13 protein-coding genes and 1 riboswitch are annotated in these 14,600 nt (G+C 44.7%); of the genes, 4 read left to right on the forward strand and 9 right to left on the reverse strand.

Annotated features, from left to right (window positions below; genetic code table 11):
* Position 1 precedes the first annotated feature (1 nt).
* The 3 genes from metE to ATL39_RS17410 form a co-directional block, all read right to left on the reverse strand.
* Positions 2-2,278: a 5-methyltetrahydropteroyltriglutamate--homocysteine S-methyltransferase gene (gene metE, locus ATL39_RS08310; protein WP_120192883.1), complete on the reverse strand. Its 2,277-nt coding sequence runs from the start codon at positions 2,276-2,278 to the stop codon at positions 2-4.
* A 168-nt stretch (positions 2,279-2,446) separates the two neighbouring features.
* Positions 2,447-2,642, reverse strand: a riboswitch (cobalamin riboswitch).
* A gap of 207 nt (positions 2,643-2,849) precedes the next feature.
* On the reverse strand, positions 2,850-4,061 hold the full coding sequence (gene fdhA, locus ATL39_RS08315) for a formaldehyde dehydrogenase, glutathione-independent (protein WP_120192884.1): 1,212 nt from the start codon (positions 4,059-4,061) through the stop codon (positions 2,850-2,852).
* Positions 4,062-4,562: 501 nt separating this feature from the next.
* On the reverse strand, positions 4,563-4,724 hold the full coding sequence (locus tag ATL39_RS17410; RefSeq protein WP_170146875.1) for a hypothetical protein: 162 nt from the start codon (positions 4,722-4,724) through the stop codon (positions 4,563-4,565).
* Positions 4,725-4,890: 166 nt separating this feature from the next.
* On the opposite strand from ATL39_RS17410, the gene ATL39_RS08320 reads away from it, so the two are divergent.
* On the forward strand, positions 4,891-5,553 hold the full coding sequence (locus tag ATL39_RS08320; RefSeq protein ID WP_170146876.1) for a universal stress protein: 663 nt from the start codon (positions 4,891-4,893) through the stop codon (positions 5,551-5,553).
* 22 nt (positions 5,554-5,575) lie between these two features.
* Positions 5,576-5,938, forward strand: coding sequence for a DoxX family protein (locus ATL39_RS08325; RefSeq protein WP_120192886.1), 363 nt, complete (start codon positions 5,576-5,578; stop codon positions 5,936-5,938).
* Positions 5,939-5,985: 47 nt separating this feature from the next.
* Here the strand turns inward: ATL39_RS08325 and ATL39_RS08330 are convergent, their stop codons facing one another.
* The 3 genes from ATL39_RS08330 to ATL39_RS08340 all read right to left on the reverse strand — a co-directional run bounded on the left by ATL39_RS08330 (position 5,986) and on the right by ATL39_RS08340 (position 8,086).
* Complete coding sequence (locus tag ATL39_RS08330) at positions 5,986-6,717, reverse strand: sulfite exporter TauE/SafE family protein (protein ID WP_120192887.1); 732 nt, start codon at positions 6,715-6,717, stop codon at positions 5,986-5,988.
* A gap of 160 nt (positions 6,718-6,877) precedes the next feature.
* The gene (wrbA, locus tag ATL39_RS08335) at positions 6,878-7,540 is read right to left on the reverse strand and encodes an NAD(P)H:quinone oxidoreductase (RefSeq protein ID WP_425452985.1); all 663 of its coding nucleotides are present in this window, start codon (positions 7,538-7,540) and stop codon (positions 6,878-6,880) included.
* A gap of 105 nt (positions 7,541-7,645) precedes the next feature.
* Positions 7,646-8,086, reverse strand: coding sequence for a MarR family winged helix-turn-helix transcriptional regulator (locus tag ATL39_RS08340; protein ID WP_120192888.1), 441 nt, complete (start codon positions 8,084-8,086; stop codon positions 7,646-7,648).
* Between the two features lie 163 nt (positions 8,087-8,249).
* On the opposite strand from ATL39_RS08340, the gene ATL39_RS08345 reads away from it, so the two are divergent.
* Complete coding sequence (locus ATL39_RS08345) at positions 8,250-9,173, forward strand: AEC family transporter (RefSeq protein WP_120192889.1); 924 nt, start codon at positions 8,250-8,252, stop codon at positions 9,171-9,173.
* Between the two features lie 40 nt (positions 9,174-9,213).
* On the opposite strand, the gene ATL39_RS08350 is transcribed toward ATL39_RS08345, so the two are convergent.
* The 3 genes from ATL39_RS08350 to ATL39_RS08360 all read right to left on the reverse strand — a co-directional run bounded on the left by ATL39_RS08350 (position 9,214) and on the right by ATL39_RS08360 (position 13,407).
* The gene (locus ATL39_RS08350; RefSeq protein WP_120192890.1) at positions 9,214-11,562 is read right to left on the reverse strand and encodes an FdhF/YdeP family oxidoreductase; all 2,349 of its coding nucleotides are present in this window, start codon (positions 11,560-11,562) and stop codon (positions 9,214-9,216) included.
* Positions 11,563-11,733: 171 nt separating this feature from the next.
* Positions 11,734-12,096, reverse strand: a complete 363-nt coding sequence (locus tag ATL39_RS08355) for a Na-translocating system protein MpsC family protein (protein WP_120192891.1) — start codon at positions 12,094-12,096, stop codon at positions 11,734-11,736.
* A gap of 60 nt (positions 12,097-12,156) precedes the next feature.
* Entirely contained in the window at positions 12,157-13,407 is a 1,251-nt protein-coding gene (locus ATL39_RS08360; RefSeq protein WP_120192892.1) for an L-lactate MFS transporter, read from the reverse strand.
* A gap of 383 nt (positions 13,408-13,790) precedes the next feature.
* Between ATL39_RS08360 and fdhD the strand changes: the two genes are divergently transcribed.
* On the forward strand, positions 13,791-14,594 hold the full coding sequence (gene fdhD / locus ATL39_RS08365; protein ID WP_245960955.1) for a formate dehydrogenase accessory sulfurtransferase FdhD: 804 nt from the start codon (positions 13,791-13,793) through the stop codon (positions 14,592-14,594).
* The last annotated feature ends 6 nt before the right edge of the window (positions 14,595-14,600 follow it).

The following is a 14,600-nucleotide window of genomic DNA, read 5'->3' on the forward strand; positions in this document are numbered from 1 at the left end:
CTTAGTTCACTTCCTGCGCCCATCTTTTCCGGACGAGGCGGGCGGCTTCTGTCATATTCTTTAGTGCGTCTACTGTTTCCGGGATATCCCGTGTTTTTAATCCGCAGTCCGGGTTAATCCAGAAAAGGGATGGCGGCAGTACCTGCAGCGCACGGTCAATCATCTGCAGCATTTCGTCTGTATCCGGAATTCTCGGGCTGTGAATATCATACACTCCGAGGCCGATTCCTTTATCATACACAGCTGTTTCGAATGCTTCGATAAGTTCACCATGGCTTCTGGACGTTTCAATGGAAATAACGTCTGCATCCATTGCGCGTATTGATTCAATCATGTCCTGAAATTCGCTGTAGCACATATGCGTATGAATCTGCGTGGTGTTCTTTACATTGGATGTAGCAAGGCGGAAGGCACGTACGGCCCAGTTCAGATAATGCTCATGCTCGCTGTGTTTCAGCGGCAGCCCTTCCCGGATTGCAGGCTCATCCACCTGTATCATTTCAATACCGGCTTTCTCGAGTGCTTCTACTTCTTTACTTAGTGCTGCTGCGATCTGGTTTGTAACCTCGCGTTCTTCCATGTCATCACGGACGAAGGACCATTGCAGAATAGTAACCGGACCGGTAAGCATCCCCTTCATCGGCTTAGTGGTCAGCGACTGGGCGTACTCGGATTCTTTTACGGTCATTGGTTCGGTCCATTCCACGTCTCCATAGATAACCGGCGGCTTTACGCACCGGGAGCCGTAGGACTGTACCCATCCGTTCGTTGTAAAAGCAAAGCCGGCCAGCTTTTCCCCGAAGAACTCCACCATGTCATTACGCTCAAATTCTCCATGTACGTAAACATCAAGACCAATATCCTCTTGAATGTCCACCCATTCTTTTATCTTTTGATTAATGAATTCATCGTACTCTGCTTGTGATATGGTTCCTTTTTTTACATTCTGCCGGGCTACGCGGACTTCTTTTGTCTGCGGAAAGCTTCCGATTGTAGTAGTCGGGAACAGCGGCAGCTGCCATTTTTCCTGCTGGACGCCGCGGCGTTCGCTGAACGATGCTTTTCTTGAAGATGGTATATTTTCCTTTTCAGAAGCGCGTGCTCTGGTTCTCCATTCCGAGTCTGCCAATGCTCCAACAGCATCGCTGCTTTTCTGCAGAAGAGCTGTGTTCCCATCCGCCAATGCTTCACGGAGATCCTTGATTTCGTCCAGCTTTTCGTCTGCAAAAGAAAGGGCTCCTTTTAGGACAGGATCAAGCTTTGCTTCATTTTTAACAGTCACTGGAACATGCTGCAGGCTGCAGGATGGCTGAATCCAAATCCGGTCTCCGGGAACAGCATTTTGCAGCGTCTGGATATCCACACTCTTTTTAATACCATCACTCTTCCAGATATTTCTTCCATCTATAATGCCGGCGCCTAATATTTTATCTTCAGGAAAACCATGGGCATTTAAAGAATTTATATTCTTTTTCCAGCCGTGGACAAAATCAAGTCCTATGCCCGCAACAGGAAGAGAAGTGATTTCCTGATAATGATCAATCCCTTCGAAGTAGGTCTGAAGCATAATAGAAATTCCCGGTACCTCCTGTGCGAAGAAGCGATAGGCTTTTTCCAGATGCGCGATCTCCTTTTCAGGAAAAGAAGCGACAAGCGAAGGTTCATCTATCTGAATCCACTGCACGCCTTCCTCTTTCAGCTCTTTTAGAACCTGAGCATATAAGGGAAGAAGTGTATCAAGAAGTTCTGCAAAAGACGACTCATCATACCCTTTCGCCAGCTTTAAATAAGTAATAGGACCGATAATGACCGGCTTTCCTTCTATTCCAAGCTCCTGCTTTGCCTGACGGTAGGCTTCCAGCGGTATATTCTTTGTCAGCCGGGGTACAGCGTGCTCCATTTCCGGAACAATATAGTGGTAATTTGTATTAAACCATTTTGTCATTTCGGAAGCCTGGGCGTGTTCAGACCCTCTTGCCATAGCAAAGTAGGCACTGTCTGGTATTTCGTCGCTGAACGTTCCAAATCTTTCCGGCACGATGTTAAACATAACCGACATATCAAGCATCTGGTCATAATAAGTAAAATCATTTACAGGAATCCAGTCAATTCCTCTTTGTTTCTGTTTCGCAAGCGATTCGAGGCGCAGCCTTTTCATTTCTGCTTTCCACTCTTCATGCGTTATGTTCTTTTTCCAAAACGATTCCAGTGCTTTTTTCCATTCTCTGTTCTCTCCAAGCCTCGGATAGCCGAGGCTGCTTGTGGTCCATGTGCTCATTTGTAAAATATCCTCCCTTTTTTTACTAGTCCTGATCCGTTCCGAATCCGTCCATCTCATAAAAAAAGAGTATTCCCGCTGTGCACTAAGGGAGAGTGCATGCAGAAATACTCCTGGCTCGTATATGGTACGCTCAGGAACACCCGTCCTATCTCCCGTAGGTAAAAATCGGTGTTGGTAAAATAGGCAGGTCTCCTGGCTCCAGCGTCATCATCACAGCCGGCCTTCCCGGGGGCATCTGCTTCCCAGTGGCATAATAACTGTGACTCTTCTGTTACAGTGGCGGGACCGCGCCGGCTTTACACCGGTCTTCCCTTTTCAGTCTGATATTGACAATCAGAGCACCTATTTCCACTAATATGGTTTTGTTGTAGACAAACTATATCTTTTTTCTGAGCAGCGTGTCAAGGCACCTTTGCTTCAAATTTATGTAAAAAGGCGTAAATATAGCATATATTGAATAAAAATAAATTTAAACGTCCATATTTAGTGTTAAGTATCCCTATATAGTTACTTAGTTTTCAATCAAAAAAAGCAGCAGGTATTTCCTGCTGCTTTTGTAGTACTCGTATTATTGTTTTACAGAGCCGTGCGGATCAATAACAAACTTCTTCGCTACGCCGCTGTCAAAGTCCTGATAGCCGTGAGGTGCTTCATCCAGGTTGATTAATGTTGCATTCACCGCTTTTGCAATTTGGGCTTTACCGGACAAAATGGCTTTCATTAAGTCTCTGTTATACTGCATTGCAGGCGTCTGCCCTGTTACAAACGTATGGGCTTTTGCCCAGCCAAGTCCAAATCTCACTTTAAGTGAACCTACTTTTGAATCCTCGTCTGACGCACCCGGATCTTCTGTAACATATAAACCTGGGATGCCCAGCTTACCAGCCACTCTTGTTACATCCATAATTGTGTTTAATACAATCGCAGGCTGCTCTCCTCCGCCTTCTCCGTGTCCTGATGCTTCAAAACCTACCGCATCAACCGCGCAGTCGACAACCGGCTCTCCGAGGATCTGATCAATCTGTTCACCTAGATTATCGTGCTGTCTCAGGTTAACCGTTTCGCATCCAAAGCTTCTTGCCTGCTTCAGCCGGTCTTCGTTCAGGTCGCCGACGATAACTGTAGAGGCGCCCAGAAGCTGTGCGGAGTGGGCCGCTGCAAGACCTACCGGACCGGCTCCTGCAATATATACAGTGGACCCGGTACGTACTCCGGCTGAATAAACGCCGTGGTAGCCGGTTGGGAATATATCCGACAGCATCGTAAGGTCCATTATTTTCTCCATTGCCAGGTCTTTATCCGGAAACTTCAACAGCTGAAAGTCCGCATAAGGAACCATTACATATTCCGACTGGCCGCCGACCCAGCCTCCCATATCTACATAACCGTATGCTCCGCCTGGACGTTCCGGGTTTACATTCAGGCAGACGTGCGTATTCTGCTCTTTGCACATCTGGCATCTGCCGCATGCAATATTAAACGGCACAGAGCAGAGATCGCCCTTTTTAATAAATTCCACGTCTCTGCCGACTTCAATAACTTCTCCGGTAATTTCATGACCCAGTGCCAGTCCTTCCGGCGCTGTCGTACGTCCTCTGACCATATGCTGGTCACTTCCGCAGATGTTGGTCGTTACAACTTTCAGGATGACTCCGTGCTCACATTTTCTCCCAACGTTTGATTTTGGAACGCCGGGCCCTTCTTTTAAAATCAGTTCAGGGTAGCCAATATCCTCAATTTCTACTTTTCCTTTTCCACGATAGACAACTGCTTTGTTCATATGAATCCGTCCCTTCTTTTTCCATTATGCATTCCAGGAGTTTCTTTTCACATGTAGTAGGTTTAAAACCATGACGTTGATGACGGGATGTAAAGACAAAGAAAAATGAAGATGAAGCTGAAAATGTTTTGGAGGCATCACCCCTTTCAAGTTGAGGTAAAACGGAATCATTCCTTTTTAATATATTAAAAATTCAGACTATTTACACCGGTCAAAAATAAAGCGCTAACATTATTGTAATGGATCTGCCGGATTTTAGCGACCATTTATACAGGTCTTTTTTATTTTTTTCCATATAAAATAAGTATTGGCAATGTTTCAAGAAGAATAGACTTTTAGAGGGAAGTTTGTTATTTTAAGAAAGGTCCTTTAACATACTGGAAATCATCTATTCTATTTCAATATAATTATTCATTATTTTGATATATTAAAAAACACAGTAAAAAAACCCCTCATACCGAACGGTACAAAGAGTTTTAGAATAATAGTATTAGTGCAGGGTCATATTCGCTTGGCCAAAAAGATTAAAATAAGACCTACGATTAAACCACCGATACCTACTCCCAAAATGCCTGTTCCTGCTCCAAAAAGAGAAGTAATAAGATTGATTACACCAGCTATTGCTAATACATAACCTATAATGAGTACGATTTTACTTAACATATTATACCCTCCTTTATATGTTGATACTATAATATACCCTTCATTTATATATTTAATCTATTTATTTGTGGAATTTGTATAGAAAAGCAGATTTTTTATGCTTTTTGGAGATTTTGCGTTACTATAAATATAAAGCGGACTAATGTCCCATAAGGAGAGACTATTAATGAACCCTAATGAAGCATATAAACCAGGCGACGAAAGTATTCTTGTCTGTGTTTTCTTCCCGCCGGATGCAGAACGCCTGATCCGCAGAGGCTGGACCATTGCCAAATCCTTCGATGCCCCTCTTCATGTCATTACAGTGGAAAATTCGAGAGAAGATGAAGACTATCTGGAAAACCAGCAGAACCACGAAGAGTGGAAACGTCTGTCTGATGAGTACAATGCTGATTTTATCATTGAACCAGCTAACGGAAGAAAAGTGGCTGAAGTCATCGTAGACGTAGCCAAAGAACGCGAGATTACCCAGATCGTTATCGGTAAAAGCGCCCGCAGCAAATGGCAGGAACTAACAAAAGGAGCAATCGCTACTGAAATTTTAAAGCGTATCGATTTCGTCGATGTGCACATCGTGTCTGTGCAGCGTGAGCTTCCGCCTTCTTTCGGTGACTACCAGAAAGGCGTTCGTGCCTTTCTTACTAAAGAAAATGAGACATACACCCTTCATCTGGGAAACTGTCCGGAAGGATGTATTGAAGGTATTTTCTTTAAAGATATGCATACGGATTTCGAGAGCGGATTGTTCAAAACGTTCCACGGCAAGGAAATTGTTATCGGTCGTGTTATTAATGGCACCGTCCGCGAGAAAATTTTCCCGAAAGAGTAACAAAAGAAAGGAGAATTTTCTCATGGCCCGACTATTATTCGGCTTTATTCTAACTGCAGCGGGCGCCGCTCATTTCAAGCGTCCCCGCTTTTTTTCAAGAATGATTCCTTTTTTAGGCAGAGCCCGTATGGCTGCTGTTTACCTGTCCGGCGTCGCAGAAGCAGTCCTCGGCATTCTGCTGCTGATTAATAAGGGAACTGCCTGGACGGGAAAAGCTGTTTCTGTATTAATGGTTCTTGTGTTTCCAGCTAATTTATATATGGCTGTTACGAACATGCCGCTTAAGAAAAACGGAAAACCAAAACCGCTTCTCTTATGGATGCGGGTGCTCCTGCAGTGGCCGCTGATTACATCGGCATGGAAGCTCTCTTCCTATAGAAAATAAAATCCCCATAAATATAAGCCTGCCTCCCATTAGGAAGCAGGCTTTTTTTAATTAAACAAAATAAGATTTATACCGGCAAGGGCAATAAGAATACCGGCAGCTACCTTAATTTTTTCTGAGGACAGGTGACTGAAATAATGCATTCCCAAATTGGAACCCGCAATAACACTTACTGCACCTGCAAGAAAGTACCATATAAAGGTGCCGCCCAGATCACCGTTAAACAAATGAATCGTAACGGTCAACAGGCTCGTTGTCACAAACGTAGCCTGCAGGGTGGCAGTGTATGCATATTTATCTTTTAAAAGAAGCAGGAAGTAAAATACAAAAAATGGACCCCCTACAGCGAAAACCCCTCCCACGATTCCTCCAAAAAAACCCAGGCTGATCGGCAGCCATTTTTTCTCTGCCAGCGCCGGATCCTTTTTCTCCTTTTTCATAAAGATATAGATTACCATTAAAATAAGGACAGCACCGAGAATCCGCTTCATTATTTCTTCTTCGCCAAATGTATTCAAAATAAAAAAAGCTCCGATTCTGCCGGCTATCGCAGCACTCAATATGTAAGTCAGGCTTTTGTAGTCAATATGCTTTCTAAACTTCAGCATAATCGTTACGGAAGTAACGAGAGCCAGGGCAATAACCAAAAGCGAGCTTTCCTTTACAGTAAATAAAAAAGGCAGCAGGGCCATCGCAAACAGACCAAATCCGAATCCGCTGATCCCTTGAATAAAGCTGCCTGCAAATAAAATGATCATAATAAGCAGTATTTCCATCATGTTTTCTGTCTCTCCTCTTTCTTCACCGCATCAATAGTTCTTCCGCCCGTTATATTACACCTTTTTCTCTTTTTTATCGAGTTTCAAAATTACCGTTCAGAGTTTCCCGCATAAAAAAGAAGCAGCACCTGTAGCAGTCGGCTGCTTCTTTTTATTTATATTATGATACTGGCTGAACCTGTTTTACACCTGAAGCAATTTGTACTGTACGCTTTGCCTGATGTTTTACAGCTTCTTCAATATTTTCTACGATGTTTCCATCCTGTCCAACCGTTGCGCTTGTTCCGTATGGGTTACCGCCGGTTGTAAACGTAATTGGATCGGAATAGCCCGGTGATGCGATAATTGCACCCCAGTGCATCATGGACGTATAAAGAGCAAGGATAGTTGCTTCCTGTCCGCCGTGCGGATTGCTGGCGGAGCTCATGCCGCTTACTACTTTATTAACAAGCTTTCCCTGCGCCCAGAGGCCGCCGGTCATATCGATATACTGCTTCAGCTGTGCAGGAAGGTTACCAAAACGAGTTGGCATGCTGAAAATAATGCCATCTGCCCATTCCAGATCTTCTGTAGAAGCTGTCTGAATGTCTTTTGTTGCTTCATAGTGCTCTCTCCAGGCCGGGTTGGAATCAAGTGCTGCTGCCGGTGCTGTTTCTTCTACTCTGAGAAGCTTTACTTCTGCTCCTGCTGCTTCTGCTCCTTCAACTGCCCACTTTGCCATCTTGTGGTTAGTGCCTGTTGAACTGTAATAAATTACTGCAATTTTTGTGTCTGCCATTGTATCATCGCTTCCTTTCGATTTAAAAATATCAAATAGACCCATGTTTTATTCTCCACCTTACCTGGATTTACACTATAGCTGTTACCAGCAGATAATGCCGTCTTTGTTGAAGAAAAACTCACCTCCTATAAGAATGAAGTGCTTCTATTATTGAAGGGACAGTCCCACTCTTTTTAAGAGGGCAATAAACTGTTCTTTTTCTTCCGGACTTAGTACGCTGAATATTTCTTCAATCTTCTGCTCGTGAGCCGGGAAGATTTGTTCTATCTGCTGATAGCCTTTTTCTGTTATCTCGGCGTATACAATCCGGCGGTCTTTCGGGCACCGGACTCTTTGCAGCAGTTCTTTTTTCTCCAGCTTATCAATAACGTACGTCATGCTTCCGCTCGTCAGCAGAATTCGTTTGCCAATATGCTGGATAGGCTGTTTGCCTTTATGGTAAAGAAGCTCGAGCACGCCAAACTCCGTAGGCGTTAACCCATGGGATTGGATGTCTTTTCTCACTTCCTCTTCCACCGCATGCTGTGCTCGTGATAATACAATCAACGACTTCAGCGCAGCAGAAGTTTCCACCTGTTTGTCTGTCATAAGGATCATATCCTTTTGTTTATATCTCGAATTCAATTATCTTGAATTAAAGATAATTTACCATACATTATACAACCATGCAACTTTTTCTTTCTTAACCAATAGTGCATTTCTCTTTTTATTTCGGTACACTGAAGGAAAAGTTTAGCTGGAGTGGGATGAAATGGGACTTCTTTTCAACATATTACTGCAGATTATTTTTCCTGTATTTATTTTACTGGCAGCCGGGGCACTGCTTCACCGCATTTTTCAATTTCAGCTGAGTACGCTTTCGAAGCTCCTGACTTATCTATTTCTGCCAACGATTATTTTCACGAATATTTATGAAAATGAAATGGAAGCCGCTCTGCTTTTAGAAATAGGCGGGTTTTTATTTTTGCAGTTTCTCGTACTTGCCGTTTTGACTGCAGTGTTTGCTAAAAGTACAGGCATGGATCCAAAGCTCGCCGCTACTTTTAAAAACAGTATTGTTCTCAACAACTCCGGCAACTTTGGTATTCCGGTGAGCCAGCTGGTCTTTCAGGCCAATCCTGTAGGTTCTTCTATTCAGATTATCGTTATGATGTTTCAAAATATTCTTACCTATACATACGGCATGATGAATTCCGCATCCACAAACGGCCGCGGCAGCAGCATGATTAAAGAGCTTTTCAAAACGCCGATCATCTATGCTTTGTTTCTTGGATTTATTTTTTACGGCTTTTCCATACCTATCCCCGGGTTTCTGTGGATTCCCCTTCAAAACCTTGCGGACGGTTTTCTAGCGGTCGCTTTGATTACGCTTGGAGCTCAGGTGGCTTATCCTGCGCTGAAGCACTTTTCTTTTCTATTTTTTACAGCTATTGCCGGACGCCTGATCTTTGCGCCTATTATAGCTTTTTGTATCATTACCCTTCTTGGCATGGAAGGAACCGTCGCCCAGGCACTATTTATTGCAAGTTCTTTTCCTATGTCCCGCAATAGTGCACTATTTGCGCTCGAATATGACAATTATCCGGATTACGCAGCCCAGGGTGTTCTTGTTTCCACAATGCTCAGCAGCGTGACCGTAACGATTGTCGTCTATCTATCTGAACTTCTTTTTTAATGGAATAAAAAAAGCCTCCGGAACTTCCGGAGACTTTTTCCTATTCTGTAGTCATTTCTAATTCTTCGACACGTTTTTCTACATAGCGCTGGTCTTTCTGAGCATGAAACGTTTCCGCTTTTTCTACTACTGCACCAATATTGTATTCTGGAATCTGTGCATGTTGTTCGTACGCCCGTTTATCAAGCAGGACATTTCCTTCCGGCCAGTAGACGGCAATATTGCTTTTGGCAATATCCTCAAACTTCGCTGTGCCCTGATAGGTCCCGAATTTATTATAGGTAACGACAGCGTCACCTTCTTTAATATTTAACACAGCGGCGTCTTCCTCATTCATAATAATCGCATACCGATCCGCACCATTGAAGGCATCCTTGCTGCTGTATATCATGGAATTAAACTGCTTTCCCCGGCGGGATGTTACATAGAAGTTGCCTTCCGTGCGGCGGTTTTCCGGAATATCGATGGCAAACAGCGTTCCTTTTCCATCCGGTGTCGGACATATACCGCCTTCACAGAGCCAGGCACCGCCCCATTGAAATACGTCTCCCTGTTCTTTCAAATGCTGGATACCGTCATAGTTTGGATTGGCTTTCGCAATTTCGGCACGTATCTCGTGAGCTTCCTGAAAGTTTATCTTTTCGACAGCGTCCGGACGAATTCGTGCGGCAAGGTCTACGTATATCTCCCACTCTGACCGCGCCTCTTCAATGCGCGGTCCTTCGATTTCCGGACTAAAGTACACCATTCTTTCTGTACTTGTAGACGTGCCTCCACCAGGCTGCTCGTATCTCGTCATGGCAGGCAGAACGATAACTTCCTCCTGGGCATCAACTAATGTAGACGTATTAAAAATAATGTCCTGATGTACCCGGAGCTCTACGCTGCTTAAAATGTTTTCGATCGCATCCGGATCCGGCATTGTTTCCAAAAAGTTTCCGCCGCTCGTAAAGAACAGCTTCAGCTTTCGTTCATGATCGTCCGGCAGTACTGCATTTTCAAGCGACTGCCCGATCGTGTCCCCCTGCCATCTCGGAATATCAAATCCCCATAGTTCTTCCAGCCTTGCTGCGTTGCTTTCTGTGAAATCTCCTCCCGGAAGTACAAACGGATCTGCTCCCATTTCTCCGGACCCCTGCACTCCGCTGTGACCACGGATCGGCATTACTCCACAGTTTTCGCGGCCAATGAAACCTCTGAGCATAGCAAGGTTAGCTACCTGGGAAATATTATCCGTCGCAAAACGGTGCTGTGTGAGTCCCATGCTCCAAATAAAGATGCCTGATTTGGAATGCGCGAGCAGCTCGGCAAATTCAGCAATTCGTTCCTGCGACAGGCCGGAAGAAACCTCCAGCTCTGCCCAGCTCTGTGTCTGCATGTGAGCCTTTAGTTCAGCAAAACCGTTCGCATGCTCATTCACATAAGCATGGTCAATGGCGGAACCGGGCTGCTTTTCTTCCATCGCAAACCAATGCTTCATTACGCCGTTCATAAAGGCGATATCCCCGCCTATATTAACCTGATACACGTCATCTACAATCTGCGTGCCGAAAACGGCACTTTCCGGAATAGAGGGAATCCAGTACTTTTCCATAGCCGGCTCCCGGTACGGGTTAATCATAATAATTTTCGTGCCTGCTTTTTTGGCGGCGTACATGTATTTCGTCGAAACGGGCTGATTGTTTGCGGCTACGCTGCCCCAGAAAACAAGAACGTCCGAACCGATCCAGTCTTTGTAGTTGCAGCTGGATGCTCCGATTCCAAGTGAACGCTTCAGCGCCGTCTTACTTGGGGAGTGACAGATGCGCGAGGCGTTATCTATATTATTCGTGCCGATAAACCGCGTCATTTTCGCTGCCGTATAATACACTTCGTTGGTTATACCCCGGGCCGTTAGATAAAAAGCCATCTGTCTGGGATCTATTTCCTTTGCTTTGTCTGCGATGCGGTCCAACGCTGTATCCCAGCTGATCCGGGTGAATTTTTTCTCTCCTTTTTTACGGGAAAGAGGAAACGGAATCCGACCGAGCTTTCTAAGCTGGGTGCTGTCGAGCTCCCGCATCTGATCCACATCTTCAAGAATATCTGTTTTCATCGCCGGAGCCGTGTTCAGCCGGAGCACATTCAATCTGGTTGTACAAAGATGCGGTCCGGAAAGCGTCTGGTCATAAAGCCCGGATACGCCGAGCGCGCAGCCATCGCAGACTCCTTTCGTCAGAATACGGTAAGCGTAGGCAGCATTGTCCTTATTATCCCACGCTACTTTCATCGTATCTCGGATATGGTGGGGCTTTACCTTGCCGAGTCCCATAGGTGTCAAACCCGCCCAAAGACTTGGCGTTACTTTTTTATTCAGCTTTACCGGTCCTGTATGTTTTGTTTTTCCCATTTTTTCCACCTCTTCATATGTAATAAATGCATGTCTGGACAGCGCTTTCTTTTAATCGTACAGGCAGTTTTTTCGTTAAAACAAAAAACCACCGTACCTCTCCCTAAGGAAGAGATATACGGTGGTTGAGTCTTTAACAGGGACGCTGCCAAGTGCCTAACCTGAGTTAGATTATGATTTTAAAAATTTTTCCTGAATGTTCTCATCAAATACGAAAATAGACATACCGAAGTCTCTTTCAATGTCAATATCGACGAAAAGCTCAACAAATTTACACTGCAGAAATTCTTCCATTTCGACAGGAGGGGTTTTCCGGTATATTTCCTTAACCATTTCGGTTCTGGCTTCCCGAAGCATATGTCTGCCCTCGTCTGAGCTTGAGATGAATTTCTCAATGGGAGACAGATTGCCTTCCATTTCGCATATTGCCCAGTTTTTGCAAAATGTAGTCTTGATCATGCTTGGTCCTTTACCCATGTGTTTCTTGCGGAACGAACGGACGAGATTACTAAATTCTGCTTCATATTTATGCATTACTATGCCAATCCTTTTTTGTTCAGCTACGTAGAATCCTATAAGGATTTAATTCAAATGTCAACTAGCAGCTTTTGCTTTGACGGCATTCTCTTTTTTAAGCTTATTAATATCGATGCGGATCACAAGAGAAACGATAAGAGCTATGACAAACATCCCCCCGAAAATATATAAAGTTGCTGCATAGCTTGATGTTGTTTCTCTAACCCAGGCGGCCAGGTTGGGGCCTACAAGCCCTGCAGCGGCCCAGGCGGTTAAAATATAGCCATGAATAGCGCCGAGCTGCTTGGTTCCAAACAAATCACCGATATAAGCAGGGATAGAAGCAAATCCTCCACCATAGCAGGTAATTATCAAAAACAGTACAGCCTGGAATAGAATCGCTGCCGTAATACTTGGCAGAGCGAAAAAGGTAACAATTTGAATGGCGAAGAATGTCGTATATACATTTGGACGTCCCATGTAATCGGAAATCGTCGCCCAGGCAATACGACCTGCCCCGTTGAAAAATCCCATAATGCCGACCATGGTGGCGGCCGCTGCTGCAGAAAGTCCGGCAATTTCCTGTGCCATTGGAGATGCTACCGCTAAAATGGCAATACCACAGGTGACGTTAATAAACAGCATGATCCATAAATACCAGAATCGTCTTGTTTTCACCGCTTCATTCGCTGTGAGCTGGGATAAATCAGTGTTAACCCGACTCGAACCGCCCTGCTGGTATTCCGGCATATATCCTGCCGGCGGACGCTCGAGATAAAGCGCAGACAAAATCATGACAATAAAGTAAACACTTCCGAGAATAAAGAAGGTGCCGGCAATGCTGACATTTTCAATTAAATTTGCCATAATCGGGCTTGCAATCATTGCTGCAAATCCAAAACCCATAATAGCAAGACCAGTGGCCAGACCACGTCGATCCGGGAACCATTTCACGAGCGTTGAAACCGGTGTAATATATCCAACCCCAAGTCCGATTCCTCCAAGAACGCCATAAGTAACGTAAAGCAGTCCCAGTGACTCAATCGACACCGCAATACCGGAACCAATCATGCCGGCTCCAAAAAACGAAGCGGCTACAAGACCGGACACACGCGGCCCGTACTTTTCCACAAAGTGTCCCATAAAGGCCGCAGAAAGCCCCAGAAACAGAATCGCTATACTAAAGGTAATCGATACTGCACTCAGATCCCATCCATACTGCTCCATCAAAGGATTTGTAAATACACTCCATGCATAAACCGATCCTATGGAAATATGTATGCCTACAGCAGCAAGAGCGATGAGCCAGCGGTTTTTTGTTTTTCCCATTTCTTTTCTCCTCTTTCATGTCATAGTATAAAAACGGTGTAAGGTCCTGATTTCGGTGGAATACTTGCTTTTAAAACAGAAAAAACGCCGCCAGCTCTCCAAAAGGATACAAGTATCCCTTAAAAAAGTCGGACGACGTTTAGTATTAAGCAGGTATGCGCTACTTTTCCACCAAAGGTAATCGCTTACAAATGTGCTGCAAATAAAACCGATAACAGGGTCGCTGCCTCGGGATTTTATCGCTTCACGTGCATGAACTTCGTATAAATCATATCCTGTTTTCATCGAAAGTACAAGAAAAATTTATGACCGGCGGAATAGTTGTTTCCTATGCATGAATGTGTTTTCATTAAGGTAAAGCTTCTATGAAAAGAGGTACGGCTATGGCTATCGAACAATCAGCAGATAAGATGAGTCTGACACGGTCTATCGTACGCTATGACCGGGAGGCTTTTTCTGAAATAGAGGACAGCATCGTTACCGAATTTCCGCTTACTATTTATGTAAACGGCGAAGAATTTGCTACGATGGTCTGCACTCCCACCCATTTTGAAGAAATGGTGATCGGCTTTCTCGCTTCCGAAGGAGTGATCTTGTTTTATAAAGAGATTGCTTCGCTCGAAATTGATGAAAGCAAAGGCTTTGCCTACGTTCAGCTTGCGAACGGCAAAACCATGCAGCCCGCGCAGTACTCGAAACGCGTGATCGGCTCGTGCTGCGGCAAAAGCCGCCAGTTCTATTTTCAGAGCGATGTCAAAACAACCAAAACAGCGGTATCAGCAGTTACCCTCTCTGCTTCCCAGTGCATTCAGTTAATGAAAAACATGCAGGAAGAAAGCACGTTATTCAAAGGCACCGGCGGAGTGCATAACGCTTCCATTGGAACGCCGGAGGAGCTTATTGTAAGCAGAACTGACATTGGGCGTCATAACGCTCTCGATAAATTATACGGCTACTGCCTGCAGAACCAGATTCCCGTCCGGGACAAGGTGCTCGTATTCAGCGGCCGCCTATCCTCAGAAGTATTAACAAAGGCTGCGAAAATAGGCGTGGGCGTCGTGCTTTCCAAGTCCGCACCTACCAACCTGGCAATTGAACTGGCCGAAGACTTAAACATTACAGCTGTAGGCTTTATACGAGGTCAGTCATTTAATGTATATTCCCATCCGGAACGTATTTATCCATAATCAAGG

Source organism: Sinobaca qinghaiensis (assembly GCF_003610495.1).
In the GTDB taxonomy this organism is placed as follows: Bacteria; Bacillota; Bacilli; order Bacillales; family Marinococcaceae; genus Sinobaca; species Sinobaca qinghaiensis.

Coding starts and splice junctions, on each gene's coding strand:
- ATL39_RS08325 (WP_120192886.1), top strand. CDS start 5,576: ATGGCCCGACTATTATTCGGCTTTATTCTAACTGCAGCGGGCGCCGCT.
- ATL39_RS08360 (WP_120192892.1), bottom strand. CDS start 13,407: ATGGGAAAAACAAAAAACCGCTGGCTCATCGCTCTTGCTGCTGTAGGC.
- fdhD (WP_245960955.1), top strand. CDS start 13,791: ATGGCTATCGAACAATCAGCAGATAAGATGAGTCTGACACGGTCTATC.
- ATL39_RS08330 (WP_120192887.1), bottom strand. CDS start 6,717: ATGATGGAAATACTGCTTATTATGATCATTTTATTTGCAGGCAGCTTT.
- ATL39_RS08355 (WP_120192891.1), bottom strand. CDS start 12,096: ATGCATAAATATGAAGCAGAATTTAGTAATCTCGTCCGTTCGTTCCGC.
- ATL39_RS08320 (WP_170146876.1), top strand. CDS start 4,891: ATGAACCCTAATGAAGCATATAAACCAGGCGACGAAAGTATTCTTGTC.
- ATL39_RS08350 (WP_120192890.1), bottom strand. CDS start 11,562: ATGGGAAAAACAAAACATACAGGACCGGTAAAGCTGAATAAAAAAGTA.
- fdhA (WP_120192884.1), bottom strand. CDS start 4,061: ATGAACAAAGCAGTTGTCTATCGTGGAAAAGGAAAAGTAGAAATTGAG.
- ATL39_RS17410 (WP_170146875.1), bottom strand. CDS start 4,724: ATGTTAAGTAAAATCGTACTCATTATAGGTTATGTATTAGCAATAGCT.
- wrbA (WP_425452985.1), bottom strand. CDS start 7,540: ATGGGTCTATTTGATATTTTTAAATCGAAAGGAAGCGATGATACAATG.
- metE (WP_120192883.1), bottom strand. CDS start 2,278: ATGAGCACATGGACCACAAGCAGCCTCGGCTATCCGAGGCTTGGAGAG.
- ATL39_RS08340 (WP_120192888.1), bottom strand. CDS start 8,086: ATGACAGACAAACAGGTGGAAACTTCTGCTGCGCTGAAGTCGTTGATT.
- ATL39_RS08345 (WP_120192889.1), top strand. CDS start 8,250: ATGGGACTTCTTTTCAACATATTACTGCAGATTATTTTTCCTGTATTT.